General features: G+C 57.9%; 23 protein-coding genes. 21 read left to right on the top strand and 2 right to left on the bottom strand.

The annotated features are described in order from the left end of the window. The first annotated feature begins 1 nt into the window (after position 1). The 14 genes from ACQCLF_RS14190 to ACQCLF_RS14125 all read left to right on the top strand — a co-directional run bounded on the left by ACQCLF_RS14190 (position 2) and on the right by ACQCLF_RS14125 (position 13,635). The gene (locus tag ACQCLF_RS14190) at positions 2-1,636 is read left to right on the top strand and encodes a BCCT family transporter (RefSeq protein WP_426988418.1); all 1,635 of its coding nucleotides are present in this window, start codon (positions 2-4) and stop codon (positions 1,634-1,636) included. Beyond that, on the top strand, positions 1,633-2,613 hold the full coding sequence (locus tag ACQCLF_RS14185) for a quinone oxidoreductase family protein (RefSeq protein ID WP_426988416.1): 981 nt from the start codon (positions 1,633-1,635) through the stop codon (positions 2,611-2,613). The genes ACQCLF_RS14190 and ACQCLF_RS14185 overlap by 4 nt, the downstream gene beginning before the upstream one ends. A 15-nt stretch (positions 2,614-2,628) precedes the next feature. Then, positions 2,629-3,534 (top strand): 5'-nucleotidase, encoded by a 906-nt coding sequence (locus ACQCLF_RS14180; protein WP_426988414.1) that lies wholly within the window; start codon positions 2,629-2,631, stop codon positions 3,532-3,534. A gap of 238 nt (positions 3,535-3,772) precedes the next feature. Beyond that, a complete protein-coding gene (cysB, locus tag ACQCLF_RS14175; protein ID WP_426988413.1) occupies positions 3,773-4,747 on the top strand; it encodes an HTH-type transcriptional regulator CysB in 975 nt (324 codons plus the stop codon). Positions 4,748-5,144: 397 nt separating this feature from the next. After that, positions 5,145-6,113, top strand: a complete 969-nt coding sequence (locus ACQCLF_RS14170; RefSeq protein ID WP_426988412.1) for a YbgA family protein — start codon at positions 5,145-5,147, stop codon at positions 6,111-6,113. Between the two features lie 20 nt (positions 6,114-6,133). Continuing rightward, a complete protein-coding gene (locus tag ACQCLF_RS14165) occupies positions 6,134-7,051 on the top strand; it encodes a MerR family transcriptional regulator (protein ID WP_426988411.1) in 918 nt (305 codons plus the stop codon). Continuing rightward, entirely contained in the window at positions 7,048-7,473 is a 426-nt protein-coding gene (locus ACQCLF_RS14160) for a nuclear transport factor 2 family protein (RefSeq protein ID WP_426988409.1), read from the top strand. Before ACQCLF_RS14165 ends, ACQCLF_RS14160 begins: the two co-directional genes overlap by 4 nt. Next, positions 7,473-8,939, top strand: a complete 1,467-nt coding sequence (locus ACQCLF_RS14155) for a cryptochrome/photolyase family protein (RefSeq protein WP_426988407.1) — start codon at positions 7,473-7,475, stop codon at positions 8,937-8,939. The genes ACQCLF_RS14160 and ACQCLF_RS14155 overlap by 1 nt, the downstream gene beginning before the upstream one ends. Then, positions 8,936-9,304, top strand: coding sequence for an SDR family NAD(P)-dependent oxidoreductase (locus ACQCLF_RS14150; protein ID WP_426988405.1), 369 nt, complete (start codon positions 8,936-8,938; stop codon positions 9,302-9,304). Before ACQCLF_RS14155 ends, ACQCLF_RS14150 begins: the two co-directional genes overlap by 4 nt. Continuing rightward, the gene (locus tag ACQCLF_RS14145) at positions 9,304-10,578 is read left to right on the top strand and encodes an NAD(P)/FAD-dependent oxidoreductase (protein ID WP_426988404.1); all 1,275 of its coding nucleotides are present in this window, start codon (positions 9,304-9,306) and stop codon (positions 10,576-10,578) included. Before ACQCLF_RS14150 ends, ACQCLF_RS14145 begins: the two co-directional genes overlap by 1 nt. Further along, the gene (locus ACQCLF_RS14140) at positions 10,578-11,354 is read left to right on the top strand and encodes a DUF1365 domain-containing protein (protein ID WP_426988403.1); all 777 of its coding nucleotides are present in this window, start codon (positions 10,578-10,580) and stop codon (positions 11,352-11,354) included. Before ACQCLF_RS14145 ends, ACQCLF_RS14140 begins: the two co-directional genes overlap by 1 nt. A 16-nt stretch (positions 11,355-11,370) precedes the next feature. Continuing rightward, positions 11,371-12,636: a class I SAM-dependent methyltransferase gene (locus ACQCLF_RS14135; protein WP_426988401.1), complete on the top strand. Its 1,266-nt coding sequence runs from the start codon at positions 11,371-11,373 to the stop codon at positions 12,634-12,636. A 1-nt stretch (position 12,637) separates the two neighbouring features. Then, positions 12,638-12,916: a DUF2878 family protein gene (locus tag ACQCLF_RS14130; protein WP_426988399.1), complete on the top strand. Its 279-nt coding sequence runs from the start codon at positions 12,638-12,640 to the stop codon at positions 12,914-12,916. After that, positions 12,904-13,635 carry a hypothetical protein gene (locus tag ACQCLF_RS14125; RefSeq protein WP_426988397.1) on the top strand — a complete coding sequence of 244 codons (732 nt, stop codon included), beginning with the start codon at positions 12,904-12,906 and terminating at the stop codon, positions 13,633-13,635. Before ACQCLF_RS14130 ends, ACQCLF_RS14125 begins: the two co-directional genes overlap by 13 nt. Here the strand turns inward: ACQCLF_RS14125 and ACQCLF_RS14120 are convergent, their stop codons facing one another. Next, positions 13,636-13,917, bottom strand: coding sequence for an EscU/YscU/HrcU family type III secretion system export apparatus switch protein (locus tag ACQCLF_RS14120; protein WP_426988395.1), 282 nt, complete (start codon positions 13,915-13,917; stop codon positions 13,636-13,638). Then, complete coding sequence (locus tag ACQCLF_RS14115; protein ID WP_426988393.1) at positions 13,914-15,410, bottom strand: flagellar hook-length control protein FliK; 1,497 nt, start codon at positions 15,408-15,410, stop codon at positions 13,914-13,916. The genes ACQCLF_RS14120 and ACQCLF_RS14115 overlap by 4 nt, the downstream gene beginning before the upstream one ends. Before the next feature lie 175 nt (positions 15,411-15,585). On the opposite strand from ACQCLF_RS14115, the gene ccmA reads away from it, so the two are divergent. From ccmA to ACQCLF_RS14080, 7 genes are read left to right on the top strand one after another with little or no spacing between them, the layout of a single operon-like run. Next, positions 15,586-16,242 carry a cytochrome c biogenesis heme-transporting ATPase CcmA gene (gene ccmA / locus ACQCLF_RS14110; protein WP_426988391.1) on the top strand — a complete coding sequence of 219 codons (657 nt, stop codon included), beginning with the start codon at positions 15,586-15,588 and terminating at the stop codon, positions 16,240-16,242. Further along, positions 16,232-16,924 carry a heme exporter protein CcmB gene (gene ccmB / locus ACQCLF_RS14105; protein WP_426988389.1) on the top strand — a complete coding sequence of 231 codons (693 nt, stop codon included), beginning with the start codon at positions 16,232-16,234 and terminating at the stop codon, positions 16,922-16,924. The genes ccmA and ccmB overlap by 11 nt, the downstream gene beginning before the upstream one ends. A 43-nt stretch (positions 16,925-16,967) precedes the next feature. Next, positions 16,968-17,726: a heme ABC transporter permease gene (locus tag ACQCLF_RS14100; protein ID WP_426988387.1), complete on the top strand. Its 759-nt coding sequence runs from the start codon at positions 16,968-16,970 to the stop codon at positions 17,724-17,726. Then, positions 17,726-17,929, top strand: a complete 204-nt coding sequence (gene ccmD, locus ACQCLF_RS14095) for a heme exporter protein CcmD (RefSeq protein ID WP_426988385.1) — start codon at positions 17,726-17,728, stop codon at positions 17,927-17,929. The genes ACQCLF_RS14100 and ccmD overlap by 1 nt, the downstream gene beginning before the upstream one ends. A 59-nt stretch (positions 17,930-17,988) precedes the next feature. Next, positions 17,989-18,459 carry a cytochrome c maturation protein CcmE gene (gene ccmE, locus ACQCLF_RS14090; RefSeq protein WP_426988383.1) on the top strand — a complete coding sequence of 157 codons (471 nt, stop codon included), beginning with the start codon at positions 17,989-17,991 and terminating at the stop codon, positions 18,457-18,459. Continuing rightward, the gene (locus ACQCLF_RS14085; RefSeq protein WP_426988381.1) at positions 18,449-20,437 is read left to right on the top strand and encodes a heme lyase CcmF/NrfE family subunit; all 1,989 of its coding nucleotides are present in this window, start codon (positions 18,449-18,451) and stop codon (positions 20,435-20,437) included. Before ccmE ends, ACQCLF_RS14085 begins: the two co-directional genes overlap by 11 nt. After that, on the top strand, positions 20,437-20,970 hold the full coding sequence (locus tag ACQCLF_RS14080) for a DsbE family thiol:disulfide interchange protein (RefSeq protein WP_426988379.1): 534 nt from the start codon (positions 20,437-20,439) through the stop codon (positions 20,968-20,970). The genes ACQCLF_RS14085 and ACQCLF_RS14080 overlap by 1 nt, the downstream gene beginning before the upstream one ends. Positions 20,971-21,082: the final 112 nt, after the last annotated feature.

Here is a 21,082-nt window from a genome sequence, read left to right as displayed (position 1 = left end):
AATGTTTGACAGACTTGCCCGTCGTTTGGGCATCAGTGCCATTCCCCAGGTTTTCTTTATCGCAGTCGGCATTGTGGTCGTGTTCGTCGGTTTCGCAATTCCCTTCAATGAGCCATTTGCGGCATTTTTTGAACAGCTGGGCGGCTTTACGTTCAGCAAGCTGGGCTGGTTTTATGTGCTCAGTGTCAGTGGCTTACTGTTGTTTCTTATCTGGGTTGCCAGCAGCCGTTATGGGCAGATTCGGCTCGGGCCGGACGGGCAGGGGCCGGAGTATGGCACGACCACCTGGTTCTGCATGCTGTTCGCCGCCGGTATTGGCACTATCCTGATGTTCTGGGGTGTGGCCGAACCGATGTACCATTTCGCCGAGCCACCGCTGGCCAGCGTTGAGGGCTATACCAGTGACGCCGCCAAGCTGGCGATTAACATTTCCATGTTTCATTACGGTCTGCATACCTGGACCATTTTCACGCTCCCGGCGCTGGCCATCGGCTATTTCGCCTACCGTCAGGGGCTGCCGATGCGAATCAGCAGCGTGTTCTATCCGGTGCTGGGGGATCGCGTGTGTGGCCCTATCGGCTGGGCGATTGATATTGTGGCACTGCTCGGTACCTTGTTCGGTGTGGCGGTGTCTGTCGCGCTCGGCACGCTGCAATTGAATACCGGTTTGAACTATCTGTTCGATGTCCCGAAAGGGCAGCTGCAAGAGCTGGTGATTGTCGCGGTGATTACACTGGTGGCGTCCACCTCGGTGGCGCTGGGACTGGATAAAGGCATCAAGCGCCTGTCGGAATTCAACATCGTGCTGGCGTTGCTGATTCTGTTGTTCGTGGCGATTGCGGGGCCCACTCTGTTTATTGTGTCCGGCACCGTACAAAATTTTGGCGGTTACCTGCAAAATCTTCCGTGGCTCTCGTTCTGGACGGAAGCCTACAGTGACGGTAACTGGCAGCGGCAATGGACGGTGTTCTACTTTGCCTGGACCATTTCCTGGGCGCCTTATGTGGGTATTTTTATCGCCCGAATTTCCAAGGGAAGAACCATTCGCCAGTTTGTGTTTGGCGCTTTGGGAGCACCGCTGATCTTTACACTGGTCTGGTTTTCGGTGTTCGGGCTGGCCGCCATCGACCTGGATATGAATCACGGCCGGAATATTGCCGCCCAGGTGCGGGCGGATGAATCGGAAGCGCTGTTCAGCTTCTTGTCGCAATTTCCGTTGGCCACGCTTGTGTCCGCCGTGGCGGTCATCGTGATCGTGGTTTTTCTAACGACGTCGGCCGACTCTGCGGCACTGGTCGTGGACCTGCTCTCCCGGCGTGATGATCAGCCGTCACGCACGGCGCAGCGGGTATTCTGGACCTTGCTGCTGGGGCTGGTCGCTGCGACCTTGCTGCTCGGCGGAGGGCTGGACGCGCTGAAAAATGTCATCACCTCGTTGGGCTTCCCGTTTTGTGTATTGCTGGTGTTTATGGCGTACTCGCTGACACGCGCCCTGCATGCGGATTACCTGGGGTATTCTATGCGGGAGCTGGCCCGGGGCGAGGCGCCCCGCATGGACCCAATGGGCTCCACACCCAGTGAAGAAAAGCCGCTGCCGCCCCGCGACAAAACCAATACAGGAACTTCCGATCCATGACTGACGAACGGCGCTACCGGGTGTACACCCCCGGCGATGAATCGGCTCTGACACTGGAGCAGGCCCCATCGGCTGAGCCCGGCCGAGGCCAGGTGAGAGTGCGTCACACTGCGATCGGTTTGAATTTTATCGATATCTATCACCGCTCGGGGCTGTATCCGCTGGACGCACCGTTCGGTCTCGGACTGGAGGCCGCAGGTGTGGTGGACGCGATTGGTCCCGGTGTTAGCGGTTGGCGGGAAGGCGACCGTGTGGCGTATTGCAGCGGACCGCCCGGCGCCTACGCTGATTCCCATGTGGTGCCTGCCGACCGCTTGCTGGCGTTGCCGGACGGCCTGGAGGATGAGGTGGCCGCTGCGACGTTGCTGAAAGGTCTGACAGCCGCTTATTTGTTGCACCACACCTATCCACTGAAAGCGGGTGAAACCCTTCTGTGGCACGCCGCGGCCGGTGGTGTGGGGCTGTTGGCGTGTCAGTGGGCCAAACATTTGGGCGCACGGGTCATTGGCACTGTCGGCAGTCAGGCAAAAGCTGATCTGGCGATGGCCAGAGGCTGTGACACGGTGATTCTGTACCGTGACGAGGATGTGGTGGAGCGGGTACGTGAGTTAACGGCTGGGCAGGGTGTCCCCGTGGTTTACGATTCGGTGGGCAAGGATACCTTTGAGGCGTCCCTGGATTGTCTCGCGCCACGGGGTCTGATGGTCAGTTTCGGGAATGCCTCGGGCGCGGTTCCGCCGTTCAGTCCGCTGTTGCTGTCGCAGAAGGGCTCGCTCTTTTTCACCCGTCCTACGCTGGCACACTACACTACCACTCGAGACGAGCTGGTGGCACTGGCGGACCTGTGGTTTGATGCGGTACTCTCCGGGGCGGTGCAAGTGGATATTAATCAGCGTTACGCCCTCAACGAGATACCCCGCGCTCACCGGGATCTGGCCGGACGCAACACCACGGGTGCCAGCGTCATTATTCCCTAGGTCGAGGACAATGGTATGCCGTCAGGTTTCGGCGAAAAACTGGTCATTGCGATTTCATCCCGGGCACTGTTTAACCTGGATGAAAGCCATCGCGTGTTCGAGAGCGACGGGCTTGGCGCCTATGCACAATACCAGATTGAACATGAAGACGAACCGCTGACACCCGGCGATGCCTTCCCAATGGTGAAAAAGCTTCTGCGCCTGAACGAAAGCCTGGAAGGGGACCCGAGGGTGGAAGTAATTCTGCTGTCGCGAAACAGTGCTGACACTGGTTTGCGCGTGTTCAATTCCATCGAGCATTACGGCCTGAGTATCACCCGCGCGGCGTTTTGCAGCGGCAACAGCCCCTACCGTTATATCTCCGCCTTCGGCTGCCACTTGTTCCTGTCTACCGATGGAGAGGACGTGCGCCAGGCATTGAATCAGGGCGTTGCGGCGGCGACGCTGATGGCGGCCAAAAACAAATCGGAAAACGAGGATGAGCTGCGGTTCGCCTTCGACGGTGATGCGGTGCTGTTCTCTGATGAAGCCGAGCAGATTTTCAAGTCCAAGGGCTTAAACGCCTTTGCGGAAAGCGAGAAAGCCTCCGCCCGCACGCCGCTCAGCGGTGGTCCGTTCAAGGCGTTTCTGTCCGCTTTGCAGGGGCTGCAGGCCGAATTTTCCAGTGAGACCTGTCCCATTCGTACGGCGCTGGTCACCGCGCGCTCCGCACCGGCTCACGAACGCGTCATTCGCACGCTGCGTGCCTGGAATGTCAGGATTGATGAGTCGCTGTTTCTCGGCGGGCTGCCGAAAGGGGAGTTTCTCAAAGCTTACGGTGCCGATGTCTTTTTTGACGACCAGCAACAACACGTGGATTCGGCGAGTGAGCACGTGGCGGCAGGGCATGTGCCTCATGGTATCGCCAACCTGCGGGAATAGGCGCTGGGTCAAAACCCAGAGTCAAAACCGGAGCAAAAGAGGTATCGCAGAACCGGTTTTTATCGTCTACAGTTATAGCGCAGGCTACTATTTGATCAGGGGGCTGGTAATTTGCCGTATCAGGCTCTATTCTAGAAAAGAATAATTATCGAGCTTTTTATAACATCGTCCTTCAGGCTGCCGGTTTACCTTGAGGATGCCGGAGCCTGCCGTTAAGGAGCCCCACACGGAGGGCATTATGAAGCTGCAACAATTGCGTTATATCTGGGAAGTGGCGCATCACGACTTGAATGTGTCAGCGACAGCTCAGAGTCTTTACACCTCACAGCCGGGCATTAGTAAGCAGATTCGCTTGCTGGAGGATGAGCTGGGCGTGGAAATATTTTCACGCAGCGGAAAACACCTCACGCGCATTACGCCAGCGGGGGAGGCGATCTTGAAAACCGCTGGCGAGATTCTGCGCAAGGTCGACAGCATCAAACAGGTCGCCCAGGAGTTCAGTAACGAGCGCAAGGGCAGTCTCTCTATTGCAACGACGCACACACAGGCCCGATACGCCTTGCCCCCGGTCATACAGCCCTTTATCCAGCAGTATCCGGACGTCGCACTGCATATGCATCAGGGAACCCCGATGCAGATTTCCGAAATGGCGGCGGACGGCACCGTGGATTTCGCCATCGCCACTGAGGCCATGGAGCTGTTCAGCGATCTGGTGATGATGCCGTGCTACCGCTGGAATCGCTGCATCGTGGTGCCCAGGGATCATCCGTTGACGCAGGTTGAACCCCTGACGCTGGAATCCGTAGCGAAGTACCCGATTGTGACCTACGTGTTTGGCTTTACCGGGCGCTCCAAGCTGGATGAAGCCTTCATGAACCGCGGACTGGCCCCCAAAGTGGTATTTACCGCAGCGGATGCGGACGTGATCAAAACCTACGTGCGCCTTGGGCTGGGTATTGGGATTGTGGCCAAAATGGCAGTGGACGAACAGCTCGACCCGGATCTGGTCGCCCTGGACGCCAGTCACCTGTTTGAAAGCAGCGTGACCAAAATCGGCTTCCGGCGCGGAACCTTCTTGCGCGGCTTTATGTACGACTTCATCGAGCGCTTCGCACCCCACCTGACGCGGGACGTCATTGATGAAGCCTACAACCGCCATTCCCGGGCGGAGCTGGATGAGCTGTTCGAGCACGTCGAACTACCGTCCTATTAGTTTGGATACTCGATTAGATACCCCGTCAAATAATGAGTTTGTCTCCCTTAAAGCCTGGTTTTAGCCAGGCTTTTTTGGTTGTGGGGTAGGGGCGCTGTAGGAGAGCTTGGGAGCCTGCCAGTGAGGGGGTTGAAAACCCGCCGTAAATACATCCATGTAGGCTTCATGTCGGCATCCATGCCTCCAAGAGTTTTCAACCCCCTCACTGGCAGGCGGCAGCCCCCAACTTCAACTCGCAGGCCACGCCCCGCCCAACCACCAATTGGTGGACACTATCCCCTCCAAAGTGCATTTAAGCAGAACGGCTAACATCAAAAGTTATACAAACGCCCTTGATTTGTACAATAAACGCCTCTATAACTTATACAAGTCGCAAAATATTGTACAAGGGGCGTCTATGGAAACCGCTGTGCAGGAGAAAATTCCCGTGGGTATCAGCGAGTGCCTGCTGGGAGAGCCGGTTCGTTTTGATGGTGGTCACAAGCGCAATCGGTTTTTGACCGATGTGATGAGCCAGTATTTCGAGTATAGACCCGTATGCCCTGAAGTGTTGATCGGGCTGGGTATTCCCCGAAAGCCCATTCGTTTGGTGGCGACCGATAACGGCACCCGTGTTCGTGGCGTGGAGAATGAGGCGCTGGATGTGACGGAGGCTCTGGCGGCGGAGGCGGATAAGGCGCTGGCGCGGATGCCGGATATCTGCGGGTATATTTTCATGCAGAACTCCCCCAGTTGCGGCGCATTTCGAATGAAGCGATACCGCGAGAACGGCTATCCCCAGGATAACGACGGTGTCGGCGCTTACGCCGAGCGCCTGATGGCGTTGCACCCGTTGCTGCCGGTGGAAGAGGCGGGTCGGTTAACGGATGCGGGCTTGCGGGATAACTTTATCACCCGCGTGTTTGCCTATCAGGACTGGAAGCAGTCTGTGGCGTTCGAGCCAACGCCAGCACGGCTGGTGGATTTTTACTCCCGTTATAAATATCAGGTGATGGCCCACCACGTGCCGGGCTATCAGGCGCTGGGACGGCTGGTCGCGAAGGCCGGGGCGACGAATATCGACACGCTCTGCCAGACGTTCCTGGAAACATTTATGGAGGCGTTGAGCCATCACGCCACCCGCAAGGGAAATACCAACACCATGATGCATTTGCGGGGCTATCTGAGTGATCTGCTCAGCGGTTCGGAAAACGAGGAATTGTCGGAGGTGATTGAATCTTACCGGCAAGGTGAGGTGCCTCTGGTCGTGCCGTTGACGCTGCTGAAGCATTATTTGCGCAAAGTGGATAACCCTTATTTGCAACGCCAGACGTTCTGGGCGCCTCACCCGGAAAAGCTGGGGCTGCGTAATGCCAATGTGAGTTAAGAAACATGAGTTCATCAGACATGAGTTCATCGGAGGAGCGCCTGCCGATTCGTTGTGTGGCCGAGCGCACCGGCGTTAACACCGTTACCTTGCGTGCCTGGGAGCGCCGTTATGGGCTGCTTAAGCCGGAGCGCACATCGAAAGGGCATCGCTTGTATCGGCCCTCGGACATTGATCGCGTCGAAGCCATACAGCTCTGGCTGAAGCGCGGGGTATCCGTGGGGCAAATACGGGCATTGCTGGAAGGCGAGGACGCTCCACAAGCGATGGATGATCGCTGGGCTGATGTGCTGAATCGGCTGGGGCAGGACATTCGTGCGTTAAATCGTCGGGCGCTGGAGAACTGGTTGATGCAGGCCACGGGGGAGTATCCCCTGGAAGTACTGGCCGACCATAGCCTGCGGCCAATGCTGGATCAGTTACGCGATGAACGTGATCGCCGTCAGCCAACGTTTGGCAGTGCGGCCCGGCTGGAACTGTTCGAACGTGTACTGACCGGGCATTTTGCGTCGGCGTTCTATCGTCGCCCGCCATCGCCGCGTCTGCCGCGTGTGTTACTGATTGATACCGGGCAATCGACTGACCGTGTAGTGTCGATGATCCTGGCCTGCGCGCTTAGCGTAAACACAGCCGAGGTGGACTGTTTCAGCTCGCTGCCACAGGCTGAATGGGTGTATGTCGTGGAGCAATATTCACCCTCGGCGTTGGTACTGCTGTCGGACACTCCTCCTGCGGCTGGGTTGGAAGGCCAGCTTCGGGAACTGACTCGCCAACTTGATGTGCCGATCTGGCTTGCGGGACGTCAAGTCAGGTTGGCGTCAGCTGATCTTGCGGGGCGGTGTCTTGGGGAGCGTGTTGGTGAGGTATGTGGCGCCTTGTCCGCCCGCCTGAAATCAAACAGTTCGAGTATTAACGGTGATGGAGTAGAGAGAACATGACGATGTCCGTGGTTGATCGCTTGATGAAGCATTATGAACATTTTGACCCGGCGCTGATCGAGTCTCTCGAGGAAATTTACGATAAAAATATCGTGTTTCAGGACCCGATCCACAAGGTGGAAGGACTACCGGATTTGCGCCGGTATTTCGGTGGATTAATGGAGGGGCTGGAGGAGTGTCGTTTTGCATTTAATGACCGCATTGAAGTGCCGGGAAAAGTGGTGCTGGTGTGGACCATGACCTATCGCCACGCCCGACTGAAGGGCGGTAAAACCCTGACCCTCGATGGTAGCAGCCATTTAAAAGTGGATGAGAAGGTTGTCTATCACCGCGATTATTACGACGTCGGGACAATGTTGTATGAGCATGTGCCGGTCCTCGGCTTTGTGATTCGTCAAATCAAGTCGCGTTTGGAGGGATAATGACAAGCGCTCGGGGGCGAACACTGGTGTGGCTGCGCAACGATTTGCGGCTTCGGGATAATCCCGCCCTGTTTCACGCGGCAGAACCTCGCTGCGGGGTAGTGGCGGTTTACGTATTGTGCGAGCAGTTCATCAAGCAACACATCACTGGCGCCGCACGCCTGGATTTTATCCGGCGACATCTCGAGCTATTGAATCGGGACCTGGGGAAACGACACATTCCGCTGGTGCTGTTGCGGGTAGCCAAACCCGACAGCATTCCATCGAAGCTATTGAAGCTTGCTCAAAAGGAAGGCTGTGAGCAGTTGTTTTTCAATGCCGAATATCCGGTGGACGAGCTGGCGCGGGATCGTGCGGTGGCGGAAGCGTGTCGCCGTGAGGGGATCCGCTTTAAACGGTTCCACGACCGGGTGATCTTGCCGCCGGGCAAGGTTCGCAACGGACAGGGTGAACCCTATCAAGTGTTTACGGCCTTTAAGCGCCGCTGGTTGGAATTGGCATCCTCCCAATTGGCTCAGCCGCATGGCTTGCCCGCCCGTCAGCCGGAGGAAACCGGTGAGGTGAAAGATCGCGGCCACCGCCCGGATACGTTATTCACAGATCTGGCGCTACGGGATCTGTCCAGTCTGTGGCCGGCGGGAGAAGATGTTGCCCTCAAACGTTTGAAAACATTTACGGATGGCGCGATTCACGACTATAACGCGATTCTTGACTACAAAAAGACCAGAGACTTTCCGGCGCAATCGGGAACCTCTTTATTATCCCCTTATTTGGCCGTGGGCAGTCTGTCACCGCGCCAATGCCTTAATGCCGCTCTGGCGGCCAACGGAGAGAACTGGCAAGGCGATGAAGGCGTGGAAACATGGATTAGTGAACTGGTCTGGCGGGATTTCTACCAGCACGTCACCGTGGACTTTCCTCAGGTTTGCCGTCACAAACCCTTGCAACCCCACACGGATCGATTCCCCTGGAGAAGCAGCGATGAAGATCTGGATTGCTGGCAGCAGGGCGATACCGGTATCCCGATCATTGACGCCGCCATGCGGCAGCTTAAGGACACTGGCTGGATGCACAACCGCCTGCGCATGGTGGTGGCCATGTTCCTGACCAAGAATCTGCGTATTGACTGGCGCAAGGGAGAGGCGTGGTTTATGTCGCAGCTCATCGATGGAGACTTCGCGGCGAATAACGGGGGTTGGCAGTGGAGTGCGTCCACCGGTACAGACGCAGCCCCGTACTTTCGCATATTCAACCCTGTCACGCAGTCTGAGCGGTTTGACCCGAAGGGTGAATTTATTCGCCGGTACGTTCCGGAGCTTGCTGGGTTATCCGAGAAAGAAATCCATCAGCCGCCTCCCACGAAGGGTTACCCCGAACCTATGGTGGATTTGAAAGCCAGCCGGAAGAAAACCATAGAACTGTTCAAGTCACTTAACTCGGAAGCGCCGAGTGGAGAACGATCATGAATGAGTCACGGTGGATCTGGGTTACCGGCGCGTCATCCGGTATTGGTGCCGCGCTCGCCCGTCGCCTTCTCGCGGACGGGCACAAGGTCATTGTATCGGCACGATCAGAGCAAACGCTGGCCGACGTTGTCAAAGATTACCCGGAGAACGGGTTTGTTCTGGCGGCGGATCTGACGGATCGCAACGACTTCGAGATGCCTTTTTTGCAGGAGGCGGAGGCCGCCGCGGATTATATTGCCGATGGTATGGCCCGTGGCCGGAATGTTATCCAGTTTCCATGGCAACTGGTCTGGCTGATGCGGGTTATTGGCTGGTTGCCAAAAAGCGTTCAAACTCATTTGTTGAAAAAAATGGTGAAAGGTTGATGGATAACGATTGGGCGACGCCCAGACATATTGCCGTAATCGGCTCCGGTATCAGCGGATTGACCACGGCGCATTTGCTGGCTAAACGTCATTCGGTCACCGTATTTGAAGCCGGTCCCGAAATAGGGGGACACACAGCCACCAAAGAGGTGGAGGTGGCGGGGCGTCGCTGGGCGGTCGATACGGGCTTTATTGTCTTTAATGATCGGACGTACCCCAATTTCATCAAGTTGCTGTCCCGGCTCGGTGTGCTCAGTCAGCCCACCGATATGGGGTTCAGTGTGTCGGTGCCGGACACCGGTTACGAGTACAGTGGAACGGGCCTGCGTGGGCTGTTTGCGCGAAAAAGTAATCTGTTCAGCCCATCTCACTGGCGAATGCTGAGAGAAATTCTGAGATTCAATCGCCGCTGCACGGAACTGCACGAGCAACGGGACATTGACCCGGACCTCACGCTGGGCGATTTTCTGGAGCGTGAGCAATACAGTGAGTTCTTTCGGCAGCATTACATTTTACCGATGGTATCCGCCATTTGGTCGTCCGGGCTAACCGGCGCGGCGGACGTTCCGCTATTGTTTTTTATCCGATTCTTTCATAACCATGGCTTGCTGACCGTCAATGATCAGCCCCAGTGGTATACCGTCGCGGGCGGGTCACGCGCCTACCTCGAACCATTGACCCGGCGCGTGATCGGACAAATGTTTACCAACTGTCCGGTCGAACGCATCCAGCGGGTTGACGGCGGGGTGTCGGTGCGTACTGAACGCTTTGGCGACCAGCATTTTGACGAGGTTGTGCTCGCCTGCCACAGCGATCAGGCGTTGAAAATTCTGGCTGACCCGAGCACCAGTGAATATGACATTCTGTCTTCAATTCCCTACCAGGAAAACGATGTCACTTTGCATACCGACGCGCGTATTCTGCCGCACGCCAAGGCGGCGTGGGCCAGCTGGAATTACCGCATGGTACCGGGGCAGGACGAACAGGCCGTGTTGACGTACAACATGAATATCCTGCAGCAACTGAATTGCCCGGAGACGCTCTGCGTCAGTGTAAACGCCACGCCGTGGATTGATACGTCCCGGATTCTGGGCCGTTACGCCTACAGTCATCCCGTTTTCAACCAACGCAGCGTCGCCGCACAGGCGCGCTGGAGCGAAATCAGCGGGATTAACCACACGCATTATTGCGGCGCCTATTGGCGCAACGGTTTCCACGAGGATGGTGTGGGTTCCGGGATTCGGGTGGCGGAAGCAATGGGAGTTCCTTTTTAATGAACAGCGCCATCTATTCAGGTTGGGTGCGTCACCGGCGCTTTTGGCCGACGGAGCACGCGTTTGGTTATCGTTCTACGCTGTTTTATCTGGACCTGGACGAATTGCCGACGCTGTTCGAGGGCATGCGGCTGTGGTCTTTTAATCGTCGCAATCTCGGATGGTTTCGACGGGAGGATTATCTAGCCCCCACCACTGAAAACCTGAAAGAGGCGGTTAAAACCGAGGTGTTGCGCCAGGGCGGAGAATGGCCGGGCGGTGCCGTTCGGCTGTTGACGAATCTGCGGCAATGGGGGTTTTGCTTCAACCCGGTGTCGTTTTACTACTGCTTCGCGCCCGACTCGGAGAAGCCATCCTGTATTCTGGCGCAAGTGAATAATACCCCGTGGAACGAGCGGCAGTGCTATTTGATTCCCTGTAATCCGAAGACCGGTAAAAGCCGGCTCGGGTTCGATAAAACGTTTCATGTTTCGCCGTTTAACCCTCTGGATATGCACTATCGCTGGGTCAGCACCGCGCCTGCCAATCACTTGCTGGTGCATATGGAAAATGAGAAGGATGGATTAACGCATATGGATGCCACACTTTCCCTGAATCGCACCGACTGGTCGGCGGCGTATATGAACCGCTTGTTGTGGCGTCAGCCCTGGTTGACGCTCAAAGTGCCGGTGTTGATTTACTGGCAGGCTTTGAAACTCAAATTGAAGGGCACTCCTTATTATCCGCATCGCCGGGCCTCCGATGAGCGGACGGCCACTACTCATATTACGCTCTGATCAAGAGGTATTTTTTGTGTCGCATGATTTCAGTATTGACCGGCTAAAAGGACACCGCAGAACAGGTCTGGGGTGGCGCCTCTCACTGGCGAAGCGAATGGTGCTGAAAACCCTGGGTCAGCTTCGGGTCGGCGCTCTGACGGTTATTGATGGTCAGGAACGTTACGTGTTTGGTGAATCTCCAGCGCAAACCGATCTGGTGGCCGAGTTGCGCGTACACGACCCGGTGGCCTATGCCGAGGTTGCTTTTGGCGGCTCCGTGGGGTCTGGTGAAGCCTACATGAGCGGCTACTGGAGTACACCGGATTTAACTGCCGTTACGCAATTGTTTGTGCGCAATATGGACGCGCTGGACGCGATGGATGAGAGCCAGTCCTTATTTGGGCAGTGGTTGCTCAAATTGTTCGCGCGGATGAACCGGAACTCCAAAGAGGGCGCGAAACGAAATATCGCGGCACATTACGATCTGGGCAACGATTTTTTCCGTTTATTTCTCGATCCCCGGATGATGTATTCCTCTGCTGTTTATCACCATAAAGGTGCGTCACTGGAGGAGGCGGCGCGTTACAAATTGCAGAGGATTTGTGAGAAGTTGGCGCTTTCCGAGCAGGATCACTTGCTGGAAATCGGCACCGGGTGGGGTGGCCTGGCGTTATATGCAGCGGAGCAGTACGGCTGCCGGGTGACGACCACAACCATTTCGCACGCCCAGTGGCAACACGCGACCGAACAGGTGAAGCGCCGGGGGTTACAAGGGCGGGTAACCGTGTTGTTCGAGGATTACCGCGAGCTGACCGGGACGTTCGACAAACTCGTCTCGGTGGAGATGATTGAGGCGGTGGGGCACGAGCACTTTCGAGAGTATTTTGCGCAGTGCAGCCAGCGCTTGAAAGATAACGGGCTGATGCTGTTGCAGGCCATTACGATTGCTGACCAGCGCTACGAACGGGCCCGCAAAACGGTGGATTTTATCCAGCGCTATATTTTCCCGGGCGGTGCGCTGCCCTCGGTGGATTTGATGACACGACTGACCGCTCGCCACACGGATCTAAACCTGATTCATATGGAAGATATCGGACTGCACTACGCACGCACATTACGTGATTGGCGAATGGCGTTTGAAGACAACCTGAGCAAGGTCAAGGCCATGGGCTTTGATGACCGTTTCGTGCGCATGTGGCGTTATTACTTGTGCTATTGCGAAGGTGGTTTTATGGAGCGCAGTATTGGCACGGCACAACTATTACTCGCAAAACCGGCTTATCGGCCAGCAGGTATATAGTATGCGCGGAGCGCTCTGTTTCTTGCACAAGCACTACGCGGTGGTTAATGCCGTGGCCGCTCAACACGCCTTGAAACCCGTGTATGAGCGCCCCTGGTTGTTGGCCGTCATGGGCGCGGTAGCAGGGCCCATGGCGTACTGGGGCGGCATTCGTTTGTCTGACGCCGCCTGGGGAATGACAATGCCTCAGGGCTTTCTAATCATGATGCTGATCTGGTGCTGGCTGTTGCCACTGCACCGCTGGTTGACACTGGAAGGAGGAAAACGATGGTTCGATTAATCCCATCTCAGCTGTTATGCGGTGCCTTTATAATGGTGATGTCGGTGGTCAGTCGCGCTGAGGATACCGCTTACGATATTGTCGGGTCCGCCTACGATGCCGACTCTGGCGAGACACTGTTGTACGAGGAACGATATACGCCGGTGGGTGAAGACGGTAGTGCGGAAGTGCATTACTTTAACCCGGAAGGGGACCGCATCGCGCATAAAATGCTTGATTACTCGCCTGGTGAGATCCGGCCCGATTATCGGTTGGTGGACGAACGTCATGGTCTGGTCTGGGGGGCGCGTGCGCTAGAGGATGGGCGTATTGAATTGACGAGAGGTCCTGAAGACGACGCGGACACTAAAGTGGTGTTGGTTGAAGATCCACAAGTGGTTGATGCCGGTTTTGATCCGTTTATTCAGTCAGCCTGGGAGCAGCTGGTGGCGGGCGAGCGGGTAACGTTTCATTTTGCGTTCCCCAACCGCTTAACCAATGTGGCGTTGCGGGTTGAGCAAATTAGACAGAAAGACTCTCCCATCGTGCGTCAGCAGGACAATTGGGTGTATTTTCGCCTGCGAGTAAACAGTGCACTATTGTCATTGTTTGCTGACAATTTATATCTTGCCTATGAGCCTGAGCAAAAACGCCTCGCGGTGTTTCGTGGCACCTCCAATATTCCTGACGAAACAGGCGAGGGCAGAGAGGTGGAGGTTCATTACCGCTACACGGAATAGTTAATTGGGCTCCTTGCCTTGCAGCTCGTAGGCAAAGGCGATGATATGGGCCACGGCGCGATACAGGGTTTCGGGGATTTCATCGCCCAACTCCAATGTCACCAGCAGTTCCACCAGTTCCCGATTGTCGCATAGCGGAACGCCCTCCGCCTCAGCGATGGCCATGATTTCACGGGCGATGGCCCCTTCGCCTTTTGCACTGACATGAGGCGCGTTTTCCCCGTCATAAAACAGGGCGACGGCTTTTTCCAGCTCCTCGGCGGTAAAGTCGTCGTGGTTCATGTTCTGATGTCCACCAGTGAATAGTGAATGCGCGAGCCCGCCGTGGGTGGCTGCCCCACGTGGCATTCCAGGCGGGTCACGTTAATACCCTCGCGCTCGAGTTTTTGCTGCAGTTCGTCGAGGCGGTTGCGGACGGTGGCGGCCACATCAGGGCGCTCCACCCAGAGTCGCGTAGCCACTTGCGGGTCACGCACCGTAATCAAGGCGTGAAACGCGCCGACCCCGGGCAGCTCAAATCCGAGCTGGACCTGCCACTGACGAATGCCACCGGAGCTGTCGTTGTCGCCCTGGTTCTCCTCTTCTTCAATCCGTAAAGACAGTGTTTGTATATCCTGCCCCCAGCGCACCGGTAATTCCAGTATCCAGGGTTGTGGTGTGAGTTGCTGTGCGGGATCGGCCGGGGCCCACGACTGGGCGAGGCTTTGCTGTTGTTGTACCTGAACCCGGGCAAGGCTGTGCAGCGTAAGCTGTTGTACCAGTTGCAGCAGTTGGGTGCGTAACGTCTGGGGTTCCGCACTGGTGGACGTGTTGGACTGGGTCATCAAAGCGGTCAGCAATGGACCGAGATCGGGCGGGGTGGCGCGATTAAATTCGGCGGGTGCGCCGAGCCGTGACAATTCGGCGCGGGTGCGTGCCAGTACACTCAGCAGCGCCGCTTTCCAGTCGTTGGCAAGGACTGTGGCCACTGAACTGGGGCGGGCATTGTCGCCAGCCAATGGTTTTCGGCCCTCCTGAGTGGTTGTGCGCAAGGCCTGCAACAGCCGCTGCTCCAATTGCACGCCGTTTTCGGCAAGGGCTTTTTGCAGGGCGCCGGGCTGCGTGAGTTGCGAGGGCTGACGAAGCTGTTGCGCCGCTGAACGCAGCGCCTCTTGCAGACTGGTCCCGAGCAACTGGCGCTGCACCGTGGCGGGCAGCGTGTCGAGTTGGCTGAGGGCGGTGGCCAGGTCCGGACCGTCGCGTAGCGGCAGGCTGCGCCGCAACGCCTGAGTGGCTTGCGAGAGTGCCTGCTCGCGTGCGCTGTCGGTGCCAGAGGGCGTTGCGAGGTTAAGCCGTCCCTCATTCAGCACCAGCGCCAGGCGCTGCCCGGTTTTGACGGGCTGATCGGTATACACCACCAGGGATGGCTGTGGCGCCTTGGCGTCCTGTCGGACACCCTCGATGCGCACGCGCACCAATTGCAGGAGCGGGGAGTTCAGCAGGCGTTGTTCGTTGGCGAGCCGGGTGAGTTGTTGGTCGCGTTGAGGGCTGGCTGGCAATTCCCGCGACTGGGCCAGGGCGGCGAGCAGCCGGTCCAACAGCTGGCTGCGTTGTTCAACGCTGGCTGGTGCCGAGTGTTGTACCTCACCGAAGACCTGGATGGGTGATGGGCTGGATCGGTTGGCGGAAAGTCCCAGCAGGTTCATCAGCCCCTCGGGCGCGGCTGGCCGTTCGCCACCCGCCGTGGGTCGCAGCAGTGGGGCAAGGGCAGTGATGGGTGAGAGTTTTTCCACCATACGTTAAAGGGCTCTCATTAAAAGGCTCTTTACCAGAGAATGGCAGCGCCGTTCTCCATACGTTGTCTTACCGTGCATTGTGGCGCTCTGGTAACACCGTTATAATCCCCGCGCACCAGTTCCTCCCAGTATAACGGCCAGCTCGGCTGTTTCTTTGGCAAGTGGCGGCAATATTTTGGCGGAGCGTCTCCTGACACTTGAACAATTGACCTGCGAGCGCGATGAGCGCCCGCTGTTCAGTGGTCTGAACCTTGACCTCTGCACTGGCCAGGCGTTCCAGATTCTTGGGCCTAATGGGTCCGGCAAAACGACGTTGTTACGGACGCTGGCCGGGTTATCCACCCCCGCACGCGGCCGGATTTTGTGGCGGGGTCGCCCGCAGCGTCGCTGCCTGTGGGATTTCCGTCAATCGCTGCTGTATATCGGCCACGCCCCGGGCGTGAAAGCCGCGCTCACGCCCCTGGAAAACCTGCGCTGGTACGAAGCGCTAAGTGCCGGTCGCCAGCAAGGCGATCCACGCGAAGCTCTGGCGCGTGTCGGTCTGGCCGGGTATGAAGAGCAGCCCTGTTACCAGCTCTCTGCCGGACAATTGCGTCGGGTGGCGCTCGCCCGGCTCTATCTCTCAGAAGCCCCCCTTTGGATTCTCGACGAACCCTTTACCGCCATTGACCGGCGCGGCGTCGCCGAGCTGGAAGAGAGAATGGCAGAGCATACGGCACGGGGAGGGGCTGTAGTGTTGACCTCTCATCAGACTGTCGACGTATCGGGCCTGCAAACCCTGGATCTGACCGCGTATCCGCCCGTTTGGGAGGAGGACGCTTATGTCGACTGAGCGCAGCGTCGGCGGCGCCTTCCTTGCCACTTTGCGCCGGGATTTGTTGCTGGCCGCCCGCCACCCGGGCGAGTGGGTCAATCCGCTGGTGTTCTTTCTGATAGCGATCACGCTGATCCCCCTGGGGGTAGGGCCGGAGCGCGAGGTGTTGACGGCGCTCGCTCCCGGTATTCTCTGGGTGATGGCGTTGCTGGCTACGCTGCTGTCCCTCGACGGCCTGTTCCGTTCGGATTTCGACGATGGGGCGCTGGAGCAGTGTCTCGTCAGCCCCTCGTTGCTCTATTTCACGGTCCTCGCTAAAGTGTTGGCTCATTGGCTGGTGGCTGGTTTACCGCTGACGCTGATGGCACCGCTGCTGGGCATGACGTTGGGGCTGCCAGATGGGGCGTACCTCGTACTGTGTGCCTCTCTGCTGATTGGCACGGCCACGATGAGCTTGATGGGTGCCGTAGGCGCGGCGCTCACCGTGTCCCTGCATCGCGGCGGGCTGCTGTTGTCACTGATTGTCATGCCGCTTTACATACCGGTGCTAATTTTTGGCGCCGGGGCGGTCACTGACGCGGCGCTTGGCGGCAATGCGACGGCCCCGCTGGCCGTGCTGGGCGCTCTCGGCGCCCTGGCTTTGATGTTGGCACCGCTGGCAGCGGGCGCCGCGCTGCGGATTTGTGCGGACAGTTACTGATCACGACCACTGATAACGACAATAGAGAGGAGCAAGCGGCCCGATGGCATCCTGGCAATGGTTCCACCGACTCGGTTCACCCCGCTGGTTTTACGAGAAAACCGGGGCCTGGCTTCCCTGGCTGAACGCTGTGGCGTTGATTCTGCTGGTGGTGGGCACCAGTTGGGCCCTGGCGTTTTCGCCCGAAGACGCCAAGCAGGGCAACAGTTACCGAATCATACATATTCATGTGCCGGCGGCGTTTCTCGCGCTGGCCGGTTACTACGTCATGGCCATTTCCGGGGCCGTGGGGCTGATCTGGCGGATGAAGCTGGCGTTTATGGTGATGAAGTCGGCGGCGCCGATTGGCGCGGCGCTGACCTTTGTCTCTCTGGTGACCGGAGCGATTTGGGGAAAGCCGACCTGGGGCACCTGGTGGGTGTGGGACGCGCGTATTACCTCCATGCTCATCCTGTTGTTTCTGTATCTGGGCATCATGGCGCTGCAAAGCGCGCTGCAAATACGGGAAACGGCGGATAAAGCCTGCGCCATCCTGGCGCTGGTAGGGACGGTGAACATTCCGATCATCTACAAGTCCGTGGACTGGTGGTATACCTTGCATCAGCCAGCAACGCTGAAGCTCACATCCGCGCCGAGCATCCACGCCAGTATGTTGTATCCGCTGTTGACGATGATTGTGGCGTTTTACGTATTCTACGCGGCCGTGCTGATCGCCTACACCCGGTACGAGATCCTGCGCCGCGAAGCGCGCACTGGCTGGGTGCGGGATTTGGTGGCATCGCGAACCGGGGAGGCACGCTAATGGCTTTTTATTTCGATTCCTGGGCCGATTTTATGGCCATGGACGGGCACGGCGGCTATGTCTGGGCCTGTTACGCCATCACCTGGGCGGTGCTGCTGTACCTGTTGATCAGCCCTTGGGTACGTCGCCGCCGCTGGGTACGACGACAGGCGATCGCAAGGCAGCGCATGTCGCACGCGACCCAAAAACGGGCAGGGCAGTGACAATCCTGATACACTGCGGCCTCCTTTGGCCCCCGGCTTGAGTGAAGGTGAAGCTGCCTATGCATCCTGTCCGCCGACAACGTTTGTTTTTGGTTCTATTCATTGTCGTGTTCTCCACCATTGCGGTGGGCCTTATGGCCTACGCATTGCGCGCCAATATCAACCTGTTCTATCCCCCCGGGCAAATCGTCTCCGGCCAGGCTCCGGTCGATACGCGCATACGGGCTGGCGGTTGTGTTCGCCCCGGCAGTGTCCAGAGGGCACAGGGAGAAAACCTGGAAACCCGCTTCGAGCTGACCGATGGCATTGTCGACTTCACGGTGACCTACTCGGGCATTCTTCCGGACTTGTTCGCAGAGGGTGAAGCCGCCGTGGTGAACGGTACGCTGGACAGCGACGGGGTGTTCCACGCGACCCAGGTGCTGGCCAAACACGATGAGGAATATATGCCGCCGGAGGTGGCCGAAGCCATGGCCCAGGCGGGCGGTGATCACGGGGAGAGCTGCGGGGTAATGAATTATGGTCCCTGAGCTAGGACACTTTGCACTGATTCTGGCGCTGGTAATGAGCCTGGCGCTGACGATTCTGCCGCTCACCGGTTCGCTGGTGGGCAATCAACTGCTGATGTACACCAGCCGCTCGCTGGCCACCGGACTGTTTTTCTTTGTTGCAGTGGCTTTTGTGTGCCTGTCGATTGCCTTCGTGCAGGACGATTTTTCCGTGGCCTATGTGGCGGGTCATTCCAATTCCCTGATGCCGGTGTACTACAAAATCAGTGCCGTGTGGGGCGGCCACGAGGGCTCGCTGCTGCTGTGGGTATTGATGTTGTCCAGTTGGACGCTGGCGATTGCTCATTTGAGCAAGAGCCTGCCCTTGAGCCTGAGGGCGCAGGTGCTGTCCGTGATGGGTTTTGTCGCGGTCGGGTTTCTCCTGTTCATGCTGTTCACCTCCAATCCCTTTGATCGCCTGCTGCCGATTCCGCCGGAAGATGGCAGTGACCTGAATCCGTTATTGCAGGATTTTGGCCTAATTGTTCACCCGCCCGTGTTGTACATGGGGTATGTGGGCTTTGCCGTCAGTTTTGCGTTTGCCATTGCCGCACTGATCAGTGGTCGGCTCGACAGTGCCTGGACCCGCTGGGCGCGCCCCTGGACCAACACCGCCTGGGCGTTTTTGACGCTGGGCATCGCGCTGGGCAGCTGGTGGGCCTACTACGAGCTGGGCTGGGGCGGCTGGTGGTTCTGGGACCCGGTGGAGAATGCCTCCTTTTTGCCCTGGCTGGTCGGCACGGCGCTGATCCACTCTCTGGCCGTTACCGAAAAGCGGGGGTTGTTTAAAAGCTGGACGCTGCTGCTGGCGATTTTCACCTTTGCATTGAGCCTGCTCGGGACGTTTCTGGTTCGCTCCGGGGTGCTGACGTCGGTGCATGCGTTCGCCAATGACCCGGAACGCGGGATTTTTATCCTGTTTTTCCTGCTGTTAGTGGTGGGCGGCTCCTTGACGTTGTACGCGCTGCGCGCGCCCGTGGTACACCAAAAGGTCGGCTTTTCCTGGCTGTCCCGGGAAACTTTTCTACTGCTGAATAATATCCTGCTGATCATTATCATGATCAGTGTGCTGCTCGGTACGCTGTACCCATTAATTGCCGATGCGCTCAAGTGGGGCAAGATCTCGGTCGGCCCCCCGTATTTCAACCTCTTTTTCATGCCGTTGATGGGGCTTATCTGTCTGTTGATGGCCCCGGGTATTTCCACGAACTGGAAGCGCACCACCTGGAAACAGCTGCGTGAACTGTTGTGGAAACCCCTGACGGCTGCCGTGGTGGCCGGGGCGTTGTTCCCGGCCCTGTACGGTGATGCGTATGAACCCTGGGCGGGTGTAGCGGTTGCGGTCGCGGTCTGGGTTCTGGCAGCGGGCGCGTTTGACTTGATTCACCGGCTGCGCCACAGCGAGCGTTGGCAGAGCGGCCTGAAAAAGCTGACGCTCAGCTACTGGGGTATGCAATTGGCCCACGCGGGTATCGCCGTGACGGCGATCGGGGTGTGCTTGAACACGATTTACACCGAGCAGCGCGATGTTCGTATGGCCCAGGGGCAGGCGGTGACCACCAGCCACTACGAATTTATATTGGAAAGCGTCGAGCAGGTGCGAGGACCGAACTACCTGGCGGACGAGGCGACCATCAAGGTCTCCAAGGATGGGCGTTATCTACGACATATGACGCCACAGAAGCGCCGTTACCTGGCCGGTGGTAATGTCATGACCGAGGTGGCGCTGGATCCGGGCCTGTTCCGCGATTTGTACGTCGCCATGGGTGAACCGCTGGAAGACGACGCCTGGGCTATGCGCGTCCATATCAAGCCCTTTGTGCGGTGGATCTGGCTGGGAGCCATTTTCATGGCCATCGGTGGCGGGCTCGCCGTGGCGGACAAGCGTTATCGCAAGCTGGCGCGTCGGGAGGCGGCTGAGTTGGACGCAGGTAACGGTTGGGCGGAGGATCGTGTCTGATGCAGCGCCTCAAGCTTTTTATTCCTCTGGCTGTCTTTGCCGTGCTGGCGTTGTTGTTCTGGCGCGGACTTTACCTCGATCCGAGCGAGATGCCTTCCAGTCGACTCGGTGACCCGGTGCCGGCGTTCAGCTTGCGCACAGTCCGTGATGCCGACGTCCGGATTACCGAGGATATCTTCCAGGGCGAGGTCAGTCTGCTGAACGTGTGGGGCACCTGGTGCGCCGCCTGCCGAATAGAACACCCTTTTCTGGTTGAACTGGCGGAGCAGGGCATGCCGATATACGGCGTAAACTATAAAGACCCGCAGATCAGCGATGCGCAGCAATGGCTGGAGCGGTTGCACGATCCTTACCGGCTGAGTGTGGTGGATCAGGACGGTCGACTGGGGATGGACCTCGGCGTGTTTGGCGCGCCGGAAACCTATGTGGTGGATAAGCAGGGGATTATTCGCTATCGTCATGTGGGTGTGGTGGATCAGCGGGTATGGGATGAGAAGCTGGGGCCGCTGGTGGAGCAGTTGCGCGGGGAGTAGGGAGCTGGCGCGCTGTGCCAAACGGCTGTCCTGCCGTTTGGTCGAACCCGGATGCGGTTTCTCGCCCACCCAAACCACGATACAAACAAAAACGGCCCACACTTTCGTGTGA

Origin of the sequence: Marinimicrobium sp. ARAG 43.8 (assembly GCF_050113635.1) — a bacterium.
Taxonomy (GTDB): domain Bacteria; phylum Pseudomonadota; class Gammaproteobacteria; order Pseudomonadales; family Cellvibrionaceae; genus Marinimicrobium.
This window is presented reverse-complemented; position numbering and strand designations above follow the sequence as displayed.